Annotated in this window: 17 protein-coding genes; 7 read left to right on the top strand and 10 right to left on the bottom strand. The window is 70.3% G+C overall.

From position 1 onward, the window contains the following. Positions 1 to 150 precede the first annotated feature (150 nt). The 3 genes from FRANEAN1_RS17455 to FRANEAN1_RS17445 all read left to right on the top strand — a co-directional run bounded on the left by FRANEAN1_RS17455 (position 151) and on the right by FRANEAN1_RS17445 (position 2,214). Positions 151 to 345, top strand: coding sequence for a hypothetical protein (locus FRANEAN1_RS17455; RefSeq protein WP_041254310.1), 195 nt, complete (start codon positions 151 to 153; stop codon positions 343 to 345). 469 nt (positions 346 to 814) lie between these two features. Continuing rightward, complete coding sequence (locus tag FRANEAN1_RS17450) at positions 815 to 1,390, top strand: TetR/AcrR family transcriptional regulator (RefSeq protein WP_020461146.1); 576 nt, start codon at positions 815 to 817, stop codon at positions 1,388 to 1,390. Between the two features lie 161 nt (positions 1,391 to 1,551). Further along, on the top strand, positions 1,552 to 2,214 hold the full coding sequence (locus FRANEAN1_RS17445) for a maleylpyruvate isomerase family mycothiol-dependent enzyme (protein ID WP_020461145.1): 663 nt from the start codon (positions 1,552 to 1,554) through the stop codon (positions 2,212 to 2,214). Between the two features lie 83 nt (positions 2,215 to 2,297). On the opposite strand, the gene FRANEAN1_RS17440 is transcribed toward FRANEAN1_RS17445, so the two are convergent. Together FRANEAN1_RS17440 and FRANEAN1_RS17435 are read right to left on the bottom strand one after the other, a co-directional pair. Next, positions 2,298 to 2,777 (bottom strand): cupin domain-containing protein, encoded by a 480-nt coding sequence (locus tag FRANEAN1_RS17440; protein ID WP_020461144.1) that lies wholly within the window; start codon positions 2,775 to 2,777, stop codon positions 2,298 to 2,300. 4 nt (positions 2,778 to 2,781) lie between these two features. Continuing rightward, positions 2,782 to 3,459, bottom strand: coding sequence for a hypothetical protein (locus tag FRANEAN1_RS17435; RefSeq protein ID WP_020461143.1), 678 nt, complete (start codon positions 3,457 to 3,459; stop codon positions 2,782 to 2,784). Between the two features lie 161 nt (positions 3,460 to 3,620). On the opposite strand from FRANEAN1_RS17435, the gene FRANEAN1_RS39090 reads away from it, so the two are divergent. Together FRANEAN1_RS39090 and FRANEAN1_RS43570 are read left to right on the top strand one after the other, a co-directional pair. Further along, positions 3,621 to 5,198, top strand: coding sequence for a BTAD domain-containing putative transcriptional regulator (locus FRANEAN1_RS39090; protein ID WP_157472686.1), 1,578 nt, complete (start codon positions 3,621 to 3,623; stop codon positions 5,196 to 5,198). Next, the gene (locus FRANEAN1_RS43570) at positions 5,182 to 7,185 is read left to right on the top strand and encodes a tetratricopeptide repeat protein (RefSeq protein ID WP_157472685.1); all 2,004 of its coding nucleotides are present in this window, start codon (positions 5,182 to 5,184) and stop codon (positions 7,183 to 7,185) included. The genes FRANEAN1_RS39090 and FRANEAN1_RS43570 overlap by 17 nt, the downstream gene beginning before the upstream one ends. On the opposite strand, the gene FRANEAN1_RS17425 is transcribed toward FRANEAN1_RS43570, so the two are convergent. After that, positions 7,146 to 7,445 carry a hypothetical protein gene (locus FRANEAN1_RS17425; RefSeq protein ID WP_347177179.1) on the bottom strand — a complete coding sequence of 100 codons (300 nt, stop codon included), beginning with the start codon at positions 7,443 to 7,445 and terminating at the stop codon, positions 7,146 to 7,148. The two genes, FRANEAN1_RS43570 and FRANEAN1_RS17425, sit on opposite strands and share 40 nt — an antisense overlap. A 678-nt stretch (positions 7,446 to 8,123) precedes the next feature. Here FRANEAN1_RS17425 and FRANEAN1_RS17420 point away from each other — a divergent pair. Beyond that, positions 8,124 to 9,551 carry an ATP-binding protein gene (locus FRANEAN1_RS17420; protein WP_347177178.1) on the top strand — a complete coding sequence of 476 codons (1,428 nt, stop codon included), beginning with the start codon at positions 8,124 to 8,126 and terminating at the stop codon, positions 9,549 to 9,551. Between the two features lie 127 nt (positions 9,552 to 9,678). On the opposite strand, the gene FRANEAN1_RS40405 is transcribed toward FRANEAN1_RS17420, so the two are convergent. Next, entirely contained in the window at positions 9,679 to 10,089 is a 411-nt protein-coding gene (locus FRANEAN1_RS40405) for a hypothetical protein (protein ID WP_041254306.1), read from the bottom strand. A gap of 528 nt (positions 10,090 to 10,617) precedes the next feature. Here FRANEAN1_RS40405 and FRANEAN1_RS17410 point away from each other — a divergent pair. After that, complete coding sequence (locus FRANEAN1_RS17410) at positions 10,618 to 11,367, top strand: SDR family oxidoreductase (RefSeq protein WP_020461140.1); 750 nt, start codon at positions 10,618 to 10,620, stop codon at positions 11,365 to 11,367. 74 nt (positions 11,368 to 11,441) lie between these two features. On the opposite strand, the gene FRANEAN1_RS17405 is transcribed toward FRANEAN1_RS17410, so the two are convergent. The 6 genes from FRANEAN1_RS17405 to FRANEAN1_RS17380 form a co-directional block, all read right to left on the bottom strand. Next, positions 11,442 to 12,221 (bottom strand): SDR family NAD(P)-dependent oxidoreductase, encoded by a 780-nt coding sequence (locus FRANEAN1_RS17405; protein ID WP_020461139.1) that lies wholly within the window; start codon positions 12,219 to 12,221, stop codon positions 11,442 to 11,444. Between the two features lie 135 nt (positions 12,222 to 12,356). Beyond that, complete coding sequence (locus FRANEAN1_RS17400; protein WP_020461138.1) at positions 12,357 to 13,850, bottom strand: fatty acid--CoA ligase family protein; 1,494 nt, start codon at positions 13,848 to 13,850, stop codon at positions 12,357 to 12,359. 41 nt (positions 13,851 to 13,891) lie between these two features. Beyond that, positions 13,892 to 14,212, bottom strand: a complete 321-nt coding sequence (locus tag FRANEAN1_RS17395) for an EthD family reductase (protein WP_020461137.1) — start codon at positions 14,210 to 14,212, stop codon at positions 13,892 to 13,894. A 72-nt stretch (positions 14,213 to 14,284) separates the two neighbouring features. Next, the gene (locus FRANEAN1_RS17390; protein WP_020461136.1) at positions 14,285 to 14,677 is read right to left on the bottom strand and encodes a hypothetical protein; all 393 of its coding nucleotides are present in this window, start codon (positions 14,675 to 14,677) and stop codon (positions 14,285 to 14,287) included. Continuing rightward, the gene (locus FRANEAN1_RS17385) at positions 14,674 to 15,048 is read right to left on the bottom strand and encodes a hypothetical protein (RefSeq protein WP_020461135.1); all 375 of its coding nucleotides are present in this window, start codon (positions 15,046 to 15,048) and stop codon (positions 14,674 to 14,676) included. The genes FRANEAN1_RS17390 and FRANEAN1_RS17385 overlap by 4 nt, the downstream gene beginning before the upstream one ends. A gap of 85 nt (positions 15,049 to 15,133) precedes the next feature. Next, positions 15,134 to 16,330 carry an ABC transporter substrate-binding protein gene (locus FRANEAN1_RS17380; protein ID WP_020461134.1) on the bottom strand — a complete coding sequence of 399 codons (1,197 nt, stop codon included), beginning with the start codon at positions 16,328 to 16,330 and terminating at the stop codon, positions 15,134 to 15,136. Between the last annotated feature and the right edge of the window lie 204 nt (positions 16,331 to 16,534).

Raw genomic sequence — 16,534 nt, 5'->3', positions numbered from 1 at the left:
GCGGCGTCGGAGGAGATCAGAGGAAGGGCCGGGGTCCGGGGCAGCGCCCCGAAGAGGCCGGCGAATGGGAGTCTTGCAGGTTCGTTGCCTGGCTGATGACGTGGAGGGATCACGAGATGCTCAAGTGACATCCACGGGAGGACGGGGTCCATGTTCATGGAGATCGGCCCATCGGACGGCGCTGACCCGAAGGATGCGCTACTCCTGCACGACCGCTTCTCCGCGCTGTTCGCGGGGGAGACAGGAGAGGACGAGCGATGCTCTCCTGACGCTTCGGATCGGACGCGGCTCGTCGATGAGTCTCCTGACCTTCGTGTGGAGTTCGGGGAGAACCCCGACAGATAGGTGCGACGCTCCGACGCGCCCGAACCCCGACCAGCACCGCACCACAGCACACCGCCGGACTCCGACCAGTACCACGCCACACCAGGCCGCCGGACCCCGACCGGCACCACGTTCAGTCCGCGCCGGATCCGAGCGCGGCGGGACGTGCCACGGCGTGCGAGGAGAGTCGACGGGCCCTGACCGATGGATCCACCCCTCCGCCGGCCGTGACGATCGTCCGGGTTCCCGGGCGGCGCGAATGCGGATGCCGACCCTCGCGGGCTTCCGGGCCGATCTCGAAACCGTCCGGCTCGACGCTGGGCGTGCGGGGGAAGGCGGCGCCGGACAGTCGGGATCGGCCGCGCCGTGTCCGCTCGACCCGCCGGCGGCAGGATGCCCCCGGCCTGCCCCGGCTCCCGGTGGACAAGCGGACAGTCGGGCGGACCCACTACACTTGTAGTGCCTCGAACTATAGATGTAGTGTTCGGACGTGGCCAGCCGGCGCGATGACCTTCTTGACGCGGCGATCGACCTGCTGGGGCGGGAGGGAGTTCGGGCGTTGACACACCGCGCCGTGGATGCCGCCTCGGGTCTGACCGCGGGGTCGACGTCCAACCACTTCCGGACCAGGGACGCCCTGTTCGATGCGATCGTGGAGCGGTTCGCGGCGCGGGAGCGGGCGAACTGGGAGGAGGTGGCCGCGCACCTGGCGCCGCGGACGACCTCGGACCTGGCCAAGGGGCTGGCCGCCTTCGCCCGTGACAGCGTGGGCCGTAACCGGACACTGACCCTGTCCCGGTACGCGATCCTCGTCGAGGCTTCCCGCCGGCCTGAGCTACGGGCACAGCTGGCGGCCACCGGAGCCCGGGTGAGCGCCTGGTTCGGCACCTGGCTGCGTCTGGTTGGTTCGACGGACCCGGACCACCACACCCACGTCGTCGGCAACTACCTGACCGGCCTTGTCCTGCACCAGCTGGCCATCCCCGGCCCGGCCTTCGACCCGACGGCGCACCTCGACGCGCTGCTGACGTCACTGATCCAGAACCAGCGCGAACAGGGTCAATAAAACGGACGACCTCCAGCGAAGTCGGGACGCATAGTGTCCCGACGCTCAGACCATTTCATGGTGGCGGGCCCAGTCGGTTCGCCTTATCTTCCTGCGCCGACGCATAGTCACGGCTGGGAAAATTCATCACGCATAAATTCATCACGCATCAAGGACGCACCATGCAAAAAGACGAAGTCTGGCGGGCCATCGATACCCAGCGGCTACGGGTCGCGGTCCTGCTGGAAAAACTCACCGACGACGAGTGGCGCTCACCCTCGCTGTGCGACGGCTGGACGGTGCGCGATGTCGCGGCCCATCTGACAATGCAACAGACAGGGCTGGGTGGGGCGCTTCGCATGGCCGCCCGGTCACCAGGCGGGATGAAGCGGGTGATCCGCTGCTCGGCGTGCCTGCGGGCGGCCGCGCCGACCGAACAGATGATCGCAGGGATCCGCGGAATGGTCGGTTCGCGGAAACACAACGTGGGCGTCACCTACAGGGAAACCCTTATCGACATCCTCGTGCACGGCCTGGACATCGCCGTTCCCCTCGATCGACCCCTCGAGATACCCCTCGACGCCGCGGCGGTCGCCGCCGACCGGGTCTGGTCCGTTGTCTTCCCGACGTTCGGCTACCCCTTCTTTCCCCGGAAGCGGCTCAGAGGGCTGCGGCTCACCGCGTCCGACGCGGACTGGGCCGCCGGCGAGGGGGCACCGGTCGACGGCCCGATGGACGCGATCCTGCTGCTGCTCACCGGCCGCGTCGCCGCGCTGTCACGGCTGTCCGGCGATGGTGTGCCCGCGCTCCAGGCAAGGCTCGCGTCCACTCAGGAGCCGGGATGACAACGGGAGCCGCGTCGGAGTCCGCGACGGATGGATCGAATCCGGCGCTGACCAGCTGCTGGCGGACCGCATGTGGAGGCGCATCAACCGTCGTGATGGTTCGATTCGTCCGGCGCCTCGGCAGACAGGGCGAGCACGTCGACGTTGTACTCGGCCGATAGCCGCACGATGAGGTCGGCGTCGTCCCCCGGCGGCCAGAGCGCGAGGTAGAGCCCTTCGGCCCCACCCGGCGTGAACAGCATGAGCACGTCGGCCGGCCCGTCCAGGGCGAGGCATCGGTGCGGCCGGTCGCGGGGGACGAAGACGAGGTCTCCGGTGGCGGCGGTGAAGCGGCGTGAAGCGGTGTCGACCCGCATCCGGCCGTCGAGGACGACGAACGACCGATCCTCACCATGGTGTACGAGGTACGGTGCTTCGTCGCCGGGCAGCAGCTGGATCCGGAGCAGCCCGTAGGAGCCGCTGGTCGTCGCCGCGGTGGCGAGCGGGACGGGCGCCGGTCTGCCCGGGAGGACCGTCCGCGGTCCGCCCCGGGCGGTGCCGGAGGTGGCGTGGAACGGGCCCACCCGCTCAGCTCCCGCCTCGTCGCGGCCGGTTGTTGTCGCTCCACGGCAGGGTGGTGGCCGCCAGCGCGAGGCCGGCGATGACGGTAGCCGGGATGATCCAGTAGCCTTCCGTCACGGGCAGGCCCGGCCCGAGGAGAAGAGTCACGCCGGCGATGACGAGACCCGCGGCCACCGGTCTGGACAGCCCGCCGACCCGCCACCCGATGATCCCGAGCAGCGGAACTCCGATGATGAACGCGAAAGCGAGCGGTATGGCGACGAGCGTCATGTCGGATTCGATCTCGTGCATGGTGTGGTGGTCGATGTTCGGTGCGGCGAACAGCTCGATGTAGGCGTTCGCGGGCATCGTCACGAACCCGAGCCAGACCAGCGCGTAGGCGGCCCGGGCCAGCAGGCCAGGCCCGAGGCGGCCCGCCAGAAGCGGCAGCCCCGCGGCGATCAGCACACCCCCTATGCCGAAGAGCAGGTGGGCAGCGGACCAGGTGGCCGCCTGCTCGGCCGCCTCGTTGTGCTCGAGCGGGTGCAGCAGGTTCCCCAGCGCGAACAGGACGCCGCCGGCACCGAGCAGGACCCGGCGCAGCGTGGCGTCATCCGGCCACGCCGGCACTGCGGCCTCCAGGTGCCGCTCCGAGCGCGGCACCCGCGGCGCGCCAGCGAGAGGTTGTGATTCCAGTGTGGACATGGCTTCCTCCGTCATGACTGGGGCGGCCGCGTGCCGCACCCTTCGCCAGGGCCGACTGTTGCCGACTACGCTGGCCGTTCGGCGGTGAATGGCCTGCGTGCGCCTTGCGTCCGGCTGGCGCCCAGCCGGCGGCGGCGAATCGGGGAGGGTCGATCGGAGCGGTGAGCGGCTCCTCTCCCGTGCGGTTCGGTGTTCTCGGACCGACCATCGCCACCGCTGGCGACGGCTCCCCGCTGGAGCTCGGCCCGCGGCGGCGCCGGGAACTGATCACCCTCCTGTTGCTACGGCCCGGCGTCACCGTCACCGCGGACGCGCTGGCCGACGAGCTGTGGCAAGGTGAACCACCGCCCGCCGCGCGGTCCACGCTGCAGGCACATCTGTCCGCGCTGCGCCGGATCCTGGAGCCGAAGGTCAGCCCGCCGTACCGGCTGCTCGTCACCCGGGGCTCCGGCTACGCCCTCGCGATCTCCCCCGTCGATCTCGACACCGGGCACCTCGACGAGTTGCGAGCGCTGGCCAGGCGAGCGCTCGACGGTGGGGACCCGGGCGGCGCCCGCGCTCATCTGGAGCGTGCTCTCGCTCTCTGGCGGGGTGAGCCGTTCGCCGACCTGGAGGGCCACGCGGCAGCCGAAGCGGCGCGGGTGAAGCTGGCGGAGGACCAGATGGCCGTCCGGGCGGACCTTCTCGCCGTCCGGCTCGACCTGGGCGAACACGATGCGGTGATTGGTGAGCTGCGCGTCCTGACGGGCCAGCACCCGTTACGGGAGCGGCTACACGCCCAGCTCGCCACCGCCCTGTACCGCAGCGGCCGGCAGGCCGACGCGCTCACCGTGCTTCGTCAGGCACGGCAGACCCTCGCGAGCGATCTGGGCCTCGAGCCGGGGGCCGAGCTCCGGGAGCTGGAGACCGCGATCCTGCGGCAGGATGCCGGGCTGATCCGCCCCGGCATCCCCCGCACCGCATACCCCTGGGTCAGCTCGCCGGGCGCCGCTTCCGGCACGGGGCCGGCAGCCGCGGCCGCCCCCGCGGCCGCCGGCGGCCGGCTGCCGTTGCTTGGCCGAGACCGGGAACTCTCCGCCCTCGAACAGGCGTGGGAGCGGACCGCCACCGAGCAGGCAACCGGCGTGGCCCTGCTGTCCGGCGAGGCTGGCATCGGCAAGACCAGGCTGCTGGAGGAACTCGCCCGGCGGGTACCGGCGCAGGTCCGTTGGGGCCGCTGCACGCAGGTCTCCGGCGCCCCTGTCTACTGGCCATGGCGGCAGCTGCTGCGTGGCCTCCCGGCGGAAGTGGTGGGCGCGTTCGGTGCGAGCCGGGACGGTGACGGTCCGGTCCGTTTCGAGGTCGCGCTGGCGATCGGCCGCCATCTGGCCGATCTCGCATCCGCCGGTCCGGTGCTGGCGCTGCTCGAGGACCTCCACTGGGCCGACCCGGCCTCGATCGCGATGCTGGAGATCCTCGCCAGCGAATTGACGGACGTCCCTGTGCTGCTGGTCTGCAGCTTCCGCCCGGAGCGCGGCGGGAAGGCCACCCCAGGCGATCACGCCGATGATGGCGATCTCGGCGCCGCCGTCCCGGCAGGTGGGCGCGGCCCAGTCGCCGCGGGACGGCGAGCCCCTCCGCCGGCTACTTGGCGTGCTCGCCCGTCACCCCGCCCTGACCAGGGTAGAGCTGGCCGGGCTCCCGCCGACGGACGTCGGCCGGCTCTTCGGCGCCGTGAGCGGGATGGCGCCCACCCCTGAACAGGCGGAGGCGGTCCGCCACCGCACCGCCGGCAATCCCTTCTTCATCGTCGAGCTCGCCCGACTGGCGGCGACCACCTCTGTCGACCAGGCCGCGGCGGCCGGCACGCTGCCGACCGGGGTGCGGGACACCGTGCTCGCGAGGTTGGCCGCGATGCCCGCCGGCATGACGACCCTCCTCGCGGCGGCCGCCGTGGTCGGCCGCGAGGCGGCGTTGCCGGTGGTGACAGCCGCCGCCGGCATGACCCAGGCCGCCGCGCTCGACGCGGTGGACATCGCCGTCGCCGCCGGGCTGGCCGACGTGCCCGCCCCTGGCCGGCTGCGGTTCACCCACGACATCGTCCGGGAGGCCGTGCTGGTCGGTATGGGAACGGCCGAGCGTGCCCGCCTGGCCGGCCTCGTCGCCGACGCCCTGGTGGCCCACCAGGGAGCGTCGGTCCCAGCCGCAGTGCTCGCGCACCACCTCCGCGCCGCCGCGGCCGGACATACCGACCTGCGCGCCGCACAGGCGCAGGCGACCGCGGCGCGGGCCGCGCTCGCGCAGTTTGCGTTCGAGGACGCGGCGACGCTCGCCGGCCATGGTCTCGACCTCGTCCCCGGGGACCATCCTGACCTGCTGGTCGACCTGATGGTGATCCGCGGCGAGGCGCTCCGTCGGTCCGCCGACTTTGCGGAGGCACAGCAGGTGCTCACCGAGGCCGCCCGGATCGCCACGGCGCACGGCGACACCGTCCGCGCGGGACTCGCGACCCTGACCCGCGCTGGCGACGCGGTCGGCGGCTACAGCTCCCTGTTCTACGTCCCCGTGCCGGGCCTGATCGCCGATCTGGATGCCGCGGCGGCCGCGCTGCCCGCGGCCGAACAGGACCTCCGCTTCCGGCTGCTCGCCGCGGCGGCCGTCCGCGCGTGCTACGGGAAGCCGGAAGCGGCGAGCCGTCTCATCCTGCGGGCAGCCGAAGTGCTCGCCGGTCAGCGCGTGGCCCGACCCGGGCCGACCGATGAACCCGCAGGTCTGCTGATCGCCCGGGCACTCGCGGCCTGGACACCGCAGCACGCCGGCCTTCGGCTGGCGATTGCCGACACGCTGCTGGCGACGGCCGACGGCCCGCCCGGCGGCGAGTTGGTGGCCCGGCACCTGCGTCGGGCTGTCCTTTGGGAGCTGGGCCAGGTCGAAGCCGCGGAGGGAGAGTCGGCTGCCTTCAGCCGGCGGCTGCGCCAGGTGCGTGACCCTGACTTCGACCTTCTGGACCGCTGCTGGCAGGCGATGCATCACCTTTACGCCGGACGGTACGACCAGGCCGCCGAGGTCGCGACCATACTGGGCGGGTCGCTACCGGGCGTGACGCCCGGGGCGATCAACGCGCTCACCCAGTCCGCCACCACAATTCACGGCATCTCCGCCTGGGACCGCGGCACCATGGGCGACTTCCTCCCGCAGGTGTACGACATGGAGGAACAGATGATCGCCGAGTGGGCGCTGATCCGCTCCCTCGCGCTCACGGAGACCGGACGCCCGGAGGCTGCGGCACGTGAGGTCCGCCGCCTCGTCCGGCCGGACCTGGCCGACGTCGCTCCGGGTGCCATGGAACCGGTCTATGTCGTGATTCTCGCCGAGATCGTGGCACAGGTCGTCGACGCGGTCCCGGACATGGCCGACTGGGCAACCGGCCTCGCGGACCGCATCGCGGGGTACGGCGAGGCGTTGGTGACCTTTGTTCTCGGCCTGACCTGCATGGGCCCCGCCGCCCTGTACCGGGGCGGGCTCGCCCTGGCACTGGGCCGGGTGGACGAAGCCATTGCCGCCTTGCGGTCGTCGCTGGCGCTTGCCGAAAAGACCGGTGGGGTGCCGTTCGCCATCCGTACCCGGCGGCGGCTCGCCCAAGCGCTACGCCGCGCCGGGCATGATGACGAAGCCCGACAGGTCGACCTGGCCGCCGCGCGCGACGCTCACACCATCGGCATGCGGCTGCCGTATTCCGGCGCCTGACGACACCTGACCACATGGAGGAGCCTCGACAGCCGGAACACCCGCTCCGGCTCCAACAGCCGCGTCGCAGCGATCGCACCATCCCCGGCGACCCGCGCCCGCCACCGATCCGCCAGCGTGATCACCGCACCACCCGCCAGATACCGGTAGGCCCGCACCATCGTCGACGACGTCGTCCCGAGCACCCGGGCGTACTCCCGCACCCCGCGCAGCTCCGCACCCGCCGCAAGCTCCCCAGAGCACACGACACGCCAGATCATTAGCAATCTGCACATAACGGGCCAGGGGCGACGACTGTACGGCCCCGGCCGAGGATGATCGGCCCCGACTATGCGCTGCCTACGGACCTGCGCGGATCGATACTGCGACGAACCGTCCCAGCAACTACACCTCGTAGTCAAACCCTACGATGCGCCTGAGGAGTCGAACCAACCGATCAACACCCCGACCTGGACATCTTCTATTCGATCAACCGTCGGATCTCATAGGTGTTATCTATTTGCCCAGGTCAGGACACTGTTACGCATCGCGGTGGACCATGTACCAGCACCCGAACCGATTGATCTTGGTTGCTGGCCCTGAGATCACCGTCCGACCGGTCGCCCCACGCGCCCGGAGCAGGGACGATGCTCGGTGACCGCGTCGACCAGAACATCGTCTACCGAGTAGAACAAGCGTTCCCAACGCCGGGCGGTTCCGCCCGTTTCCAGGCCGCCCGGTGATCGTGACCGCTGGGCGTCGTGGTCGCGTCGACCTTCCCGCGATCGAGGGGAGGGTGGCCGGTCGATACCCCTCGCAGCCAGTGTCGACCGTCCCGCCGTCGATCTTCCATGTTCTCCGATCTTGGGGCGCGAGCCACGACTGCCAAATGTAACCGCCGCACGCCAAATGTAACTCCGCCGTGGTTACATTTGGGTGTGCCGCGTGACGTGAGCCAGATGATCGCCTTCCTGCGCGCCGCTGGAGGCGACACCACCGAGGTGGAGGTCAAGTCTGCCGCCGGCGGGTTACCCGCCTCGTTGACCTCTACGATGAGCGCGCTGGCGAATCAGCCCGGGGGCGGGACCATCATCCTGGGGCTCGACGAGCGGGCCGGGTTCCGCCCCGTCGAGCTCAGCGACCCGCAGATGCTCAAGCAGGGCCTGGCTGCCAGGGCCCGGGCATTCACACCGCCGGTCCGTCTCACGATCGACGACGGGGAGGTCGACGGGGCCACGGTCGTGGTTGCGCAGGTCCACGAGTGCGACCGCTCGACCAAGCCCTGTCGCGTCACCGCGACCGGCAGGGCGTACCTACGTGGCTACGACGGCGACTACGCCCTGTCCGACATGGAGGAACAGGGGTTTCTGGCCGCTCGCCAGCCACCGCTGTTCGACCGTTCACCTGTCGAGGACGCCACCATCGACGACCTGGACACCGAACTCGTCGATACTTTTCTACTCGCCGTCCGCGAACGCGACCCCGCCGGGCTCGGCCGTTTTCCCGACGACACGGAGCTCCTGCGCCGGGCTGGAGTCACGATGGAAGGCGGGCAGCCGACCGTCGCGGGACTGCTCGCTCTCGGGGTCCATCCCCAACAATGGTTCCCTCGCTACGTCATCCAAGCCGCCGCGCAGCCCTTGCCCACAGACTCCGCCGCAACGCGGGCCCGCAACCAGGTCACCATCAGCGGGCCGGTCCCGCGGATGCTTGACGCGGCGCTACTCTGGGCCCGACGTACCTTCGACACCGCCATCGTCGCCGAGATGGACGGTAGCGTTCGTGACCGTCCGATCTACCCACTCGTCGCCTTCCGTGAGTTGGTCGCCAACGCACTGATCCACCGCGACCTCGACCACTGGTCCGCCGGGCTGGCCGTCGAAGTGCGGCTTCTGCGGGACCGCCTGGTAGTGGCCAATCCCGGAGGCCTGTACGGCATCACCGTCGACCGACTCGGGCGCGACGCGGTGACCTCCGCCCGCAACGCCAGACTGGTCGCGATCTGCCAGCACGTCCGCTCCCCGCAAACCGAAGCTCGGGTCATCGAAGCCCTCGCCAGCGGAATTCCCACCGTCACCGAGGCCCTCGCCGACCATGGCCTGCCGCCAGCCCACTACGTGGACAGCGGCATCCGGTTCACCGTCGTCCTCCACCAGTTCGCGACCGCCCCGCCCGCGGCGACCGCCGAGCCCCCAATGGGCGCCACAGAGCGTCGCGTCTACCAGACCCTGACCCGTCCGGGAAGAACAGTCAGCGACCTCGCCGAGGAGCTCGGGCTGTCCGCTCCGAACATCCGCAAGGCACTGCGAAGCCTGCGCGGTCGCGGGCTGATCCTTCAACTCGGCGGCAGAGGCAAAGCCACCACCTACCAGCGGACGGACTCATAGCCGACCGATCCTCACCCGCCAACCACTTCGCGCCTTGGACCATGCCTGACCCACCCGTCCCTTCCGAGCCACCGACCTACGGCCGACTGCTCTGCGCCGTTCAACCTCGCGGAAGGACCGGGTCAGCTCAGTCGACGTCCCAGGCTTCCCAGGAGACCACCCAGTCGGCATGCCGTCCGGAGGGTGCTTCGCCGTCCTCCCTCAGCGGGCCGCCCTCACCGCCGACCATCACAGCCCACGCCTTGCCGCACAGCGTGGTCTCGGCCCAGCGGGGCGCCAGGAGCTCCTCCCGGGCATAGTGGGCGGCCGTGGGCGAGAGCCACGGTCTCGACGGGTCGAAATAAAAGTCGTGGGCCGCGCCCCGGCCAGACGACGCCGAGTCCACCGCGCGGAAGGATCTCGGACACCGGCCAGCGGACAAACTATCGCCCCGCATGTCAGGCAGGTCGTGGCCGCCCGGCGCAGTGCCGGCCCCGACCTCCGCGTGTACGAGGAAGGCGATCCCCGGATACACGGCCCGCTCGGTAGGCAGAACCATCGATCCACAATGCCCGGCCGCGCCGGGGCCCCGGCTGTCGGGGGTCAAACGCATCAGGCGGCAGGCAGCATGATCCGGATGTGCGCCGCGCGACGGCCCTGCAGCTACTACCGGTGGTTTGTTGGATCAGGGTGGTAGGTAGAGGTGGAGGCCGTGACCTGCGCTGATGGCGGCGATCAGGGCGTGGAGTTCAGCGGGCGGGGGCGTGGTGGACCAGGCTGTCCACCAGCGGTGGAATCCGATCCAGGGGGCCAGCCAGCCGCGGACCGCGCGCAGCGTCGTCGGCCACGACGTCTGCGCGGATGATCGAGGGGTGTGGGCGCCCCCTCTCTCGCTGGTCGAGCTGTGCACTGGACTCCTGCCGTGGGGGCGGTGGCTGGGTGAACCAGGTATTCCAGCAGTGAACCGCCCCGGCTCTGCGGGAGCCCGGGGGTGAGACTCCCCCGGGCCACCCGGCGTCGGTCCTCGCACATCCGGGAGCCGATATATTTGATCGAACTAACTTCAGTTTATTGCTGGGAGGACGTCATGCTCGCCAGGCTCCAGGGCAAGGTGGCTCTCGTGACAGGTGCCTCCGGCGGCATAGGCGAGGCGACCGTGCGCCGGCTGGCCGCCGAGGGGGCGCGGCTCGTCATAACGGACGTAGAACACAAACCCTGCGCCGATCTGACAGCCGAGGTTCCCGGTGACCATCTTCCCGCCGCGCTCGACGTAACGGACGAGCGGCAGTGGCAGGACGTCGTGGGCAAGGTGGAACGCGATCTCGGCCGGCTCGACGTCCTGGTCAACAACGCGGGCATCGGCAGCCTGGGCACGGTTGAAGACGAGTCCCGTGACCGCTGGGACCAGGTGATCGCGGTCGACCAGCTCGGTACCTGGCTGGGCATGAAGTACGGCGGGCCATTGATCGAGCGCAGCGGCGGCGGCTCGATCGTCAACGTGTGTTCGATTCTCGGTACGGTCGGAGGGCTGGGGAACAGCCTCGCCTACGCGGCCGCGAAAGGCGCGGTGCGGACGATGACGAAAAACGCCGCCCTGCACTGGGCCACCCGCGGTGTGCGGGTGAACTCCCTGCATCCAGGCTTCATCGAGACGAGGCAGCTGCTCGAACGATTCAGCGGGACACCTCGCCACACCGCCATGCTGGCGGGAACGCCGATGGGGCGGCTGGGCCAAGCCGGGGAGGTCGCGGCATCCGTCGCATTCCTCGCCAGCGAGGATTCCGGTTTCATCACCGGCTCGGAGCTCTACGTCGACGGCGGCTGGACCGCACAGTAAGCGGTGAGCGATGGACACCGCTGCGCACGTGCCTGCGCGTGCTGCGGAGCGCACGGCCGTGCGCCATCGGGTCGTCAGTACGGAGCCATGCCGCCACCGACCGTGACAACCTCGTTGTGCAGGTAGGGCACTTCGTCGCTGAGGATCCAGGCCGCCGTCGCGGCGATCTCCTCAGGCGTCGCATAGCGGCCCAGCGGCAGTGCGGCCGTCCTGGCGGTCCGGAAGCCGGCCGCGTCCGCGCCAGCCATCGCGCCGAGACCGGCACCCAGGGCGTCCATCATCCGCGATTCCACGGCTCCCGGAGCCAACGTGTTCACCCGGATACCGGTGCCCGCCACTTCCAGCGCCAGGCACCGGGCGATGCCGTGTACCGCGTGCTTGGAAGCGTTGTAGACCGACGTCCCGCCGGTTCCCATCAGCGCCGCGATCGAGGCGGTGAACAGAATCTGCCCACCGCCGCCCTGGGCGGTCAGCTGCCGTACCGCCGCCTGCGCCGACAGGAAGGCACCGAGCACGTTGACGCCGAACACCTTGTGGTAATCGCCAGGATCGAAGTCGGCCACCGGCTGTACGACGCATTCCACGCCCGCGTTCGCGTGGAGCAGGTCGAGCCGCCCGAACGCGGCCACCGCCACGTCGACGCAAGCCGTAGCCCCGTCCGGCGTCGACACGTCAGCGGCCACGCCGATCGCGCCGCCACCGACCGTGTCCGCAACGTGCTTGGCGGCGGCCTCGTCCAGGTCTGCCACCACGACCTTGGCGCCTTCTCGGGCGAGCCGGTCGCACACCGCCGCACCAATCACGCCGGCCCCGCCGGTGACCACCGCGATCTTGCCCGTTAGCCCTGCCAGCACCTGTGCCTCACCCCATCCTGGCCTGCCGACACCCGGCGTCGGTCCCGTCGTCGGACGTCCGTCGGTGTGGTCGTCCGTCGGTTTCAGTCGTCGTGTGTGTTTTCGTCAGCCCGCACGCCGGCGTGGAGCCGGCGGTCATCCGGTGGTTGCGCGTGCGTGCAGGTCTTGGGCCAGCCGCGCGGCCTCGGCCCGGGAAAGCTTCCCCACCCGGTTCTGCGGGAGTGCCGGCACCCTGAACAGGAACTCCGGCCACTTGGCCTTCGACAGCCCTCGCTCGGCGAGGTGCCTGGTTAGCTCGGGAAGTTCCAGTGTCTCGTCGGTGGTCACGACGAGTACGCCGATGCGCTCGCCGAGCACGTCGTCGGGCAGGGGAACAACGCACATCTGGTCGACCGCCGGGTGGCTGGCAACCGCGTGCTCCACCTCGGCGATGTCGATGTTCCGCCCGCCGCGGATGATGATCTCCTTCTCCCGGCCCCTGACCGACACCGTCCCGTCACCGTGCACGACGATCAGGTCGCCGGTGGCGAAGAAGCCGTCCGGAGTCAGTTCGGGTGGGACGGTCCGACCGTCCCGGGCATAGCCGGGGAACAGGGACGGCCCGCGGACCTGCGCCCGCCCCGTCTCCCCGGGCGGCAGCGGCGTTCCGTCGACGTCGACGGCGCGCAGCTCGGTACCCGGGAACGGCCTGCCGTCACGTCCCAGCCGGATCTCCTCGGGGTCGTCGAGCGCGGGGGTGGTGTGGCCGAGACATTCGGACATTCCGAAGACACGCAGGATCCTGGTGCCGAGATGCCGTTCGGCGCGGCCCAGCGCCCCGGTGTCCATCGGGCCGCCTCCGACCGTCATCGCCCGGACCCGGCTCAGCTCCCCCGCCCGCCCGGCCGCAGCGAGTTGCAGCGCCATCGTCGGCACGCACATTGTCCAGCGCACGTCGAACACGGCCATCCGCGCCACCGCGGCAGCCGGGTCCCACCGTTCGGAGAAGACAATCGGTGAGCCGAGCAAAAGCGGCAGGTACAGCCCGAAGCAGAACGCAGCGCTGGACGACATGGGCACCATCGCGGCCACCGGGTCGCCCGGGCGAAGCCCGACCGCATCGATCGTGCAGCGGCCCGCGTACCGCAACGCCGCCTCGGACTGCACGACGCCCTTGGCCCGGCCGGTGGAACCCGAGGTCAGCCCGATGACCGCTCCGCCGCGCCACCGCGCTGACCCCCGCGCAGGCCGGGCGGCTGCGGACCAGCCGGCCAGCACATCAACGCTGAGGGCGGGGTACTTGTCGGCGACGGCCCAGCCCTGCGCGGTGTCCGGGGCGGCCACCACGGCGTCGGGGTCCAGGTCCTCGCACGCCTGGACGAATTCGACGCCGGTCGCGTGCCGGCTGATCAGCGCGAGGACTCCTCCGAGCCTCGCGGCGGCGACCGCCGCCGCGACGGTGCGCCACGAGTTGTCCGCCTGCACCATGACCGTCGCCCCTGGTCCCGAGGCCCCCGCCAGCGCCTCGGCGAGCTGTGTGCCCGCGGCGAGCACGGCACCGAGGGTGTGGGCGCCATCGGCGTCCCACGCCACGACGCCCCTGGCGCCCGCCGCGGCGCGCCGGTCCAGGTCTGCCACCAGCTCCTGCACATCTCCTCCTCGCGACGATGCAGCAGGGACGATGCGCCAGGTCAGGCGCGGAACATCTCGCGCTCGTCACCGAACACCGCGATACGCCTGCCACGCATCGACCCGACGTTCCGTACGGCGGCCGCCCACTGCTCGCTGGCCAGCGCCGCGCGCAGGTCGGCCTCGCTGCCGAAGCTGAGTACGGACAGGCCGTCCCAGCCCTCCGAACGTGGTTCGAGCGCGTTCGATATCGCCGTGTGCCGCCACGCCCGCAGCCCGGGCAGGCCATAGGTCACCTCGGCGTGCTCGCCGCGCCACCACTCGATGAACCGCTCGTGCGTCCAGTCCGGCGGGCGGGAGGCCAGCAGGGCGAGATTGAACATGGTCGTCCTCCTTGCGGGCGGTCAGGTCCTAGGTCCTGGTGCTTCGATGCGAGTGCTCTCGATGCCGGTGCTTCAGTCCTCAATATCCAGCGCGGGCGAGCGTCCGATCATGAGCCGCCGCACCCGGCCCTCGGCATCCAACCGGGCGGCGGCCACGAACGTGGACTCGAAGGCTCCGGCCCGGCGGGCCTGTCCGAGCACCAGCTCGTCGCGGCCCGTCGAGCTGGCGGTGAGCACATGGTGGGTGAGCACGCCCTTTTCCCGCTGGGCGAGGTAGCCCTCCATCGCCTCGCGGCCGCCGACGAAATCGACGGCACCGTCTCCGGTGGAGAACACGACGGAGAAGCGGAAGTCGTCGGAAACCATGTCCAGGACGGCTTCCGGCGTGTGGGAGTCCATCGTCGCGAACCAGCGGTTGAGCACCGGCGCGCCCGCGACGGCTTGGGCGGTCGACGGCGCGGTCACGGCGTCACCACCGTGGCGGCCGGCAGCGGGTACATCCCGAACTCCGGATGGAAGAACGACTTGTAGCGGGCCAGCCGGCCGGCCGGCGAGACCAGCCCCACCGAGACGAAGGAGCCGGTACCCACGCCATCACCCTCGACGACCTGGCCGTAGACCATCTCGAGGTCCCTGTCGGCGACGGCGCGCAGGACGCGATGCCGTCGCCCGACAGCCGGCCGGCCCGCGATGTAGGCGCCGAGGTCCTCCTTTCCGCACCCGCTCACCTCATGGTCTGGCAGGGCTATGAGGAACTCGACGTCCGGCTCCACGAGCTCGAGCCCGCTCAGCGGCTGGAGCCCGTCCAGACAGGCGAAGTACTCCGGTATGACCACGTCCGCCTCCTCGGCGAGATGTTGGATGTGCGGGAGGTGCTCTCGGTGCTGGCGATGGACCGGCCGGCCCGCGGTCAGATTACGGTCAGGCCGCTGCTCGCTCCGGCGGGGTGAAGAACCCGCCCTCGGCCACCCACTGCCCGTCCTTGACATACGTCCGCTGAACCTGGCGGGTGCCGAGATGCTGGTCGGCCGAGTAGCTCATGTCGGGTGCGACGCCGGTCGAGATGCCCTGCGCGTTCTCGTACGCATTGGCGATGGACTCCGAGGTGATCGGGCCGTCGATCGTCTTGGCGACCTCGGCGAACACGGCCGCGTTAACGTAGCCGAGCAGAGTCGAGAAGTCCGCTGGCTGGTCGGGCGCATACTTCGCCATGACCTCGCGGAACTGCTGCATCTGCGGGCTCGTGTGGGACGGCACGCCGACCACCGACACGGCACGGAAGCCCTCGGCGGCGGCTCCGGCCAGCGTCACCGTGGTCGCGGACGCCGTCGGCGAGTATCCGTACGCCTGCACCTGCACGCCCTGCAGCTTCGCCTCCTTGAGGTAAGCGGCTGTCTCCTGCGTGGGCATGATGAGCATGACGGCGTCGGGTGCCTCGTTGCGCACCTGGCTAACCGCCGGAGCGAAGTCGGTGGTACCGAGCTTTACTGAAAGCATCGTGGTCGACACGCTCGGGTCGGCTTGCCTGGCGGCGGGTTCGATCTGCTTTGCGACGTTAGCGAATGCCTGCGGATCGTCGTGCACGACCATGATCTTGCGCGCTCCGGACTCGACCGCCCAGGTGGCCATGGCCGCGGCCTGGTCCTCGTAGAGGGTCTGGGTGCCGAACAGCAGCGGCCGGGGCGGGTCGTACCAGGCGGCGGACCCGCCGTAGTGGTCGACGATCGGGACCTTCGACTGGTTGAGGACATAGGGGAACGCCGCCTCGGACGGCGCGGTCCCGTTGGCGTTCACGATGGCGACCACGTGGTCCTGGGCGACAAGCTCGCGGGCCGCTTGGACGGTCTGCTGCGGGTCGTAGGCGTTGTCCTTGACGATCCACTCGATCTGGTGGCCGTTCACACCGCCGTTGTCGTTGAGCCATGCGAAGTACGCCTTCGCGCCCTCCGCCTGAGGGACGCCGGAGGATGCCTGCGCGCCAGTCAGTGGGATCCAGGCGCCGATCTTGATGGTTCCGCTGTCACTGCTCGCTCCGTCATCGGAGCCGCCACATGCCGTCATGGCGACCGATAAAGCGGCCAGCAGGGGGACGAGGAGGCGGATCGAGCCGCGCCGCATCTGGTACTCCTTCTGTTCTGTCTGTTCTGTGAATTCTGTCTGTTTTGTGAACCTATGAGGGCGTCGTCAAGGTCAGCCCTCTTCGAGAGGCGACCGAATCTGAATTGAGTTGAGTTCAGCTAGCGTGGCGAAACCATAGCGCCGGCCAGCACTCGCGACAAGAGCCTGATTCGTCGCGGGCCTGCAGCTGAAGACCGTAGGTCA

The sequence above is a fragment of the Parafrankia sp. EAN1pec genome, from assembly GCF_000018005.1.
In the GTDB taxonomy this organism is placed as follows: Bacteria; Actinomycetota; Actinomycetes; order Frankiales; family Frankiaceae; genus Parafrankia; species Parafrankia soli.
This window is presented reverse-complemented; position numbering and strand designations above follow the sequence as displayed.

What these genes read in the sequence shown, in the direction of transcription:
- FRANEAN1_RS17445 (WP_020461145.1), top strand. Translation starts at nt 1,552, where the DNA reads ATGCAAAAAGACGAAGTCTGGCGGGCCATCGATACCCAGCGGCTACGG.
- FRANEAN1_RS17410 (WP_020461140.1), top strand. Translation starts at nt 10,618, where the DNA reads ATGCTCGCCAGGCTCCAGGGCAAGGTGGCTCTCGTGACAGGTGCCTCC.
- FRANEAN1_RS17380 (WP_020461134.1), bottom strand. Translation starts at nt 16,330, where the DNA reads ATGCGGCGCGGCTCGATCCGCCTCCTCGTCCCCCTGCTGGCCGCTTTA.
- FRANEAN1_RS17455 (WP_041254310.1), top strand. Translation starts at nt 151, where the DNA reads ATGTTCATGGAGATCGGCCCATCGGACGGCGCTGACCCGAAGGATGCG.
- FRANEAN1_RS17425 (WP_347177179.1), bottom strand. Translation starts at nt 7,445, where the DNA reads ATGATCTGGCGTGTCGTGTGCTCTGGGGAGCTTGCGGCGGGTGCGGAG.
- FRANEAN1_RS17435 (WP_020461143.1), bottom strand. Translation starts at nt 3,459, where the DNA reads ATGTCCACACTGGAATCACAACCTCTCGCTGGCGCGCCGCGGGTGCCG.
- FRANEAN1_RS40405 (WP_041254306.1), bottom strand. Translation starts at nt 10,089, where the DNA reads ATGGTTCTGCCTACCGAGCGGGCCGTGTATCCGGGGATCGCCTTCCTC.
- FRANEAN1_RS17420 (WP_347177178.1), top strand. Translation starts at nt 8,124, where the DNA reads ATGATCGCCTTCCTGCGCGCCGCTGGAGGCGACACCACCGAGGTGGAG.
- FRANEAN1_RS43570 (WP_157472685.1), top strand. Translation starts at nt 5,182, where the DNA reads ATGGCGCCCACCCCTGAACAGGCGGAGGCGGTCCGCCACCGCACCGCC.
- FRANEAN1_RS17395 (WP_020461137.1), bottom strand. Translation starts at nt 14,212, where the DNA reads ATGTTCAATCTCGCCCTGCTGGCCTCCCGCCCGCCGGACTGGACGCAC.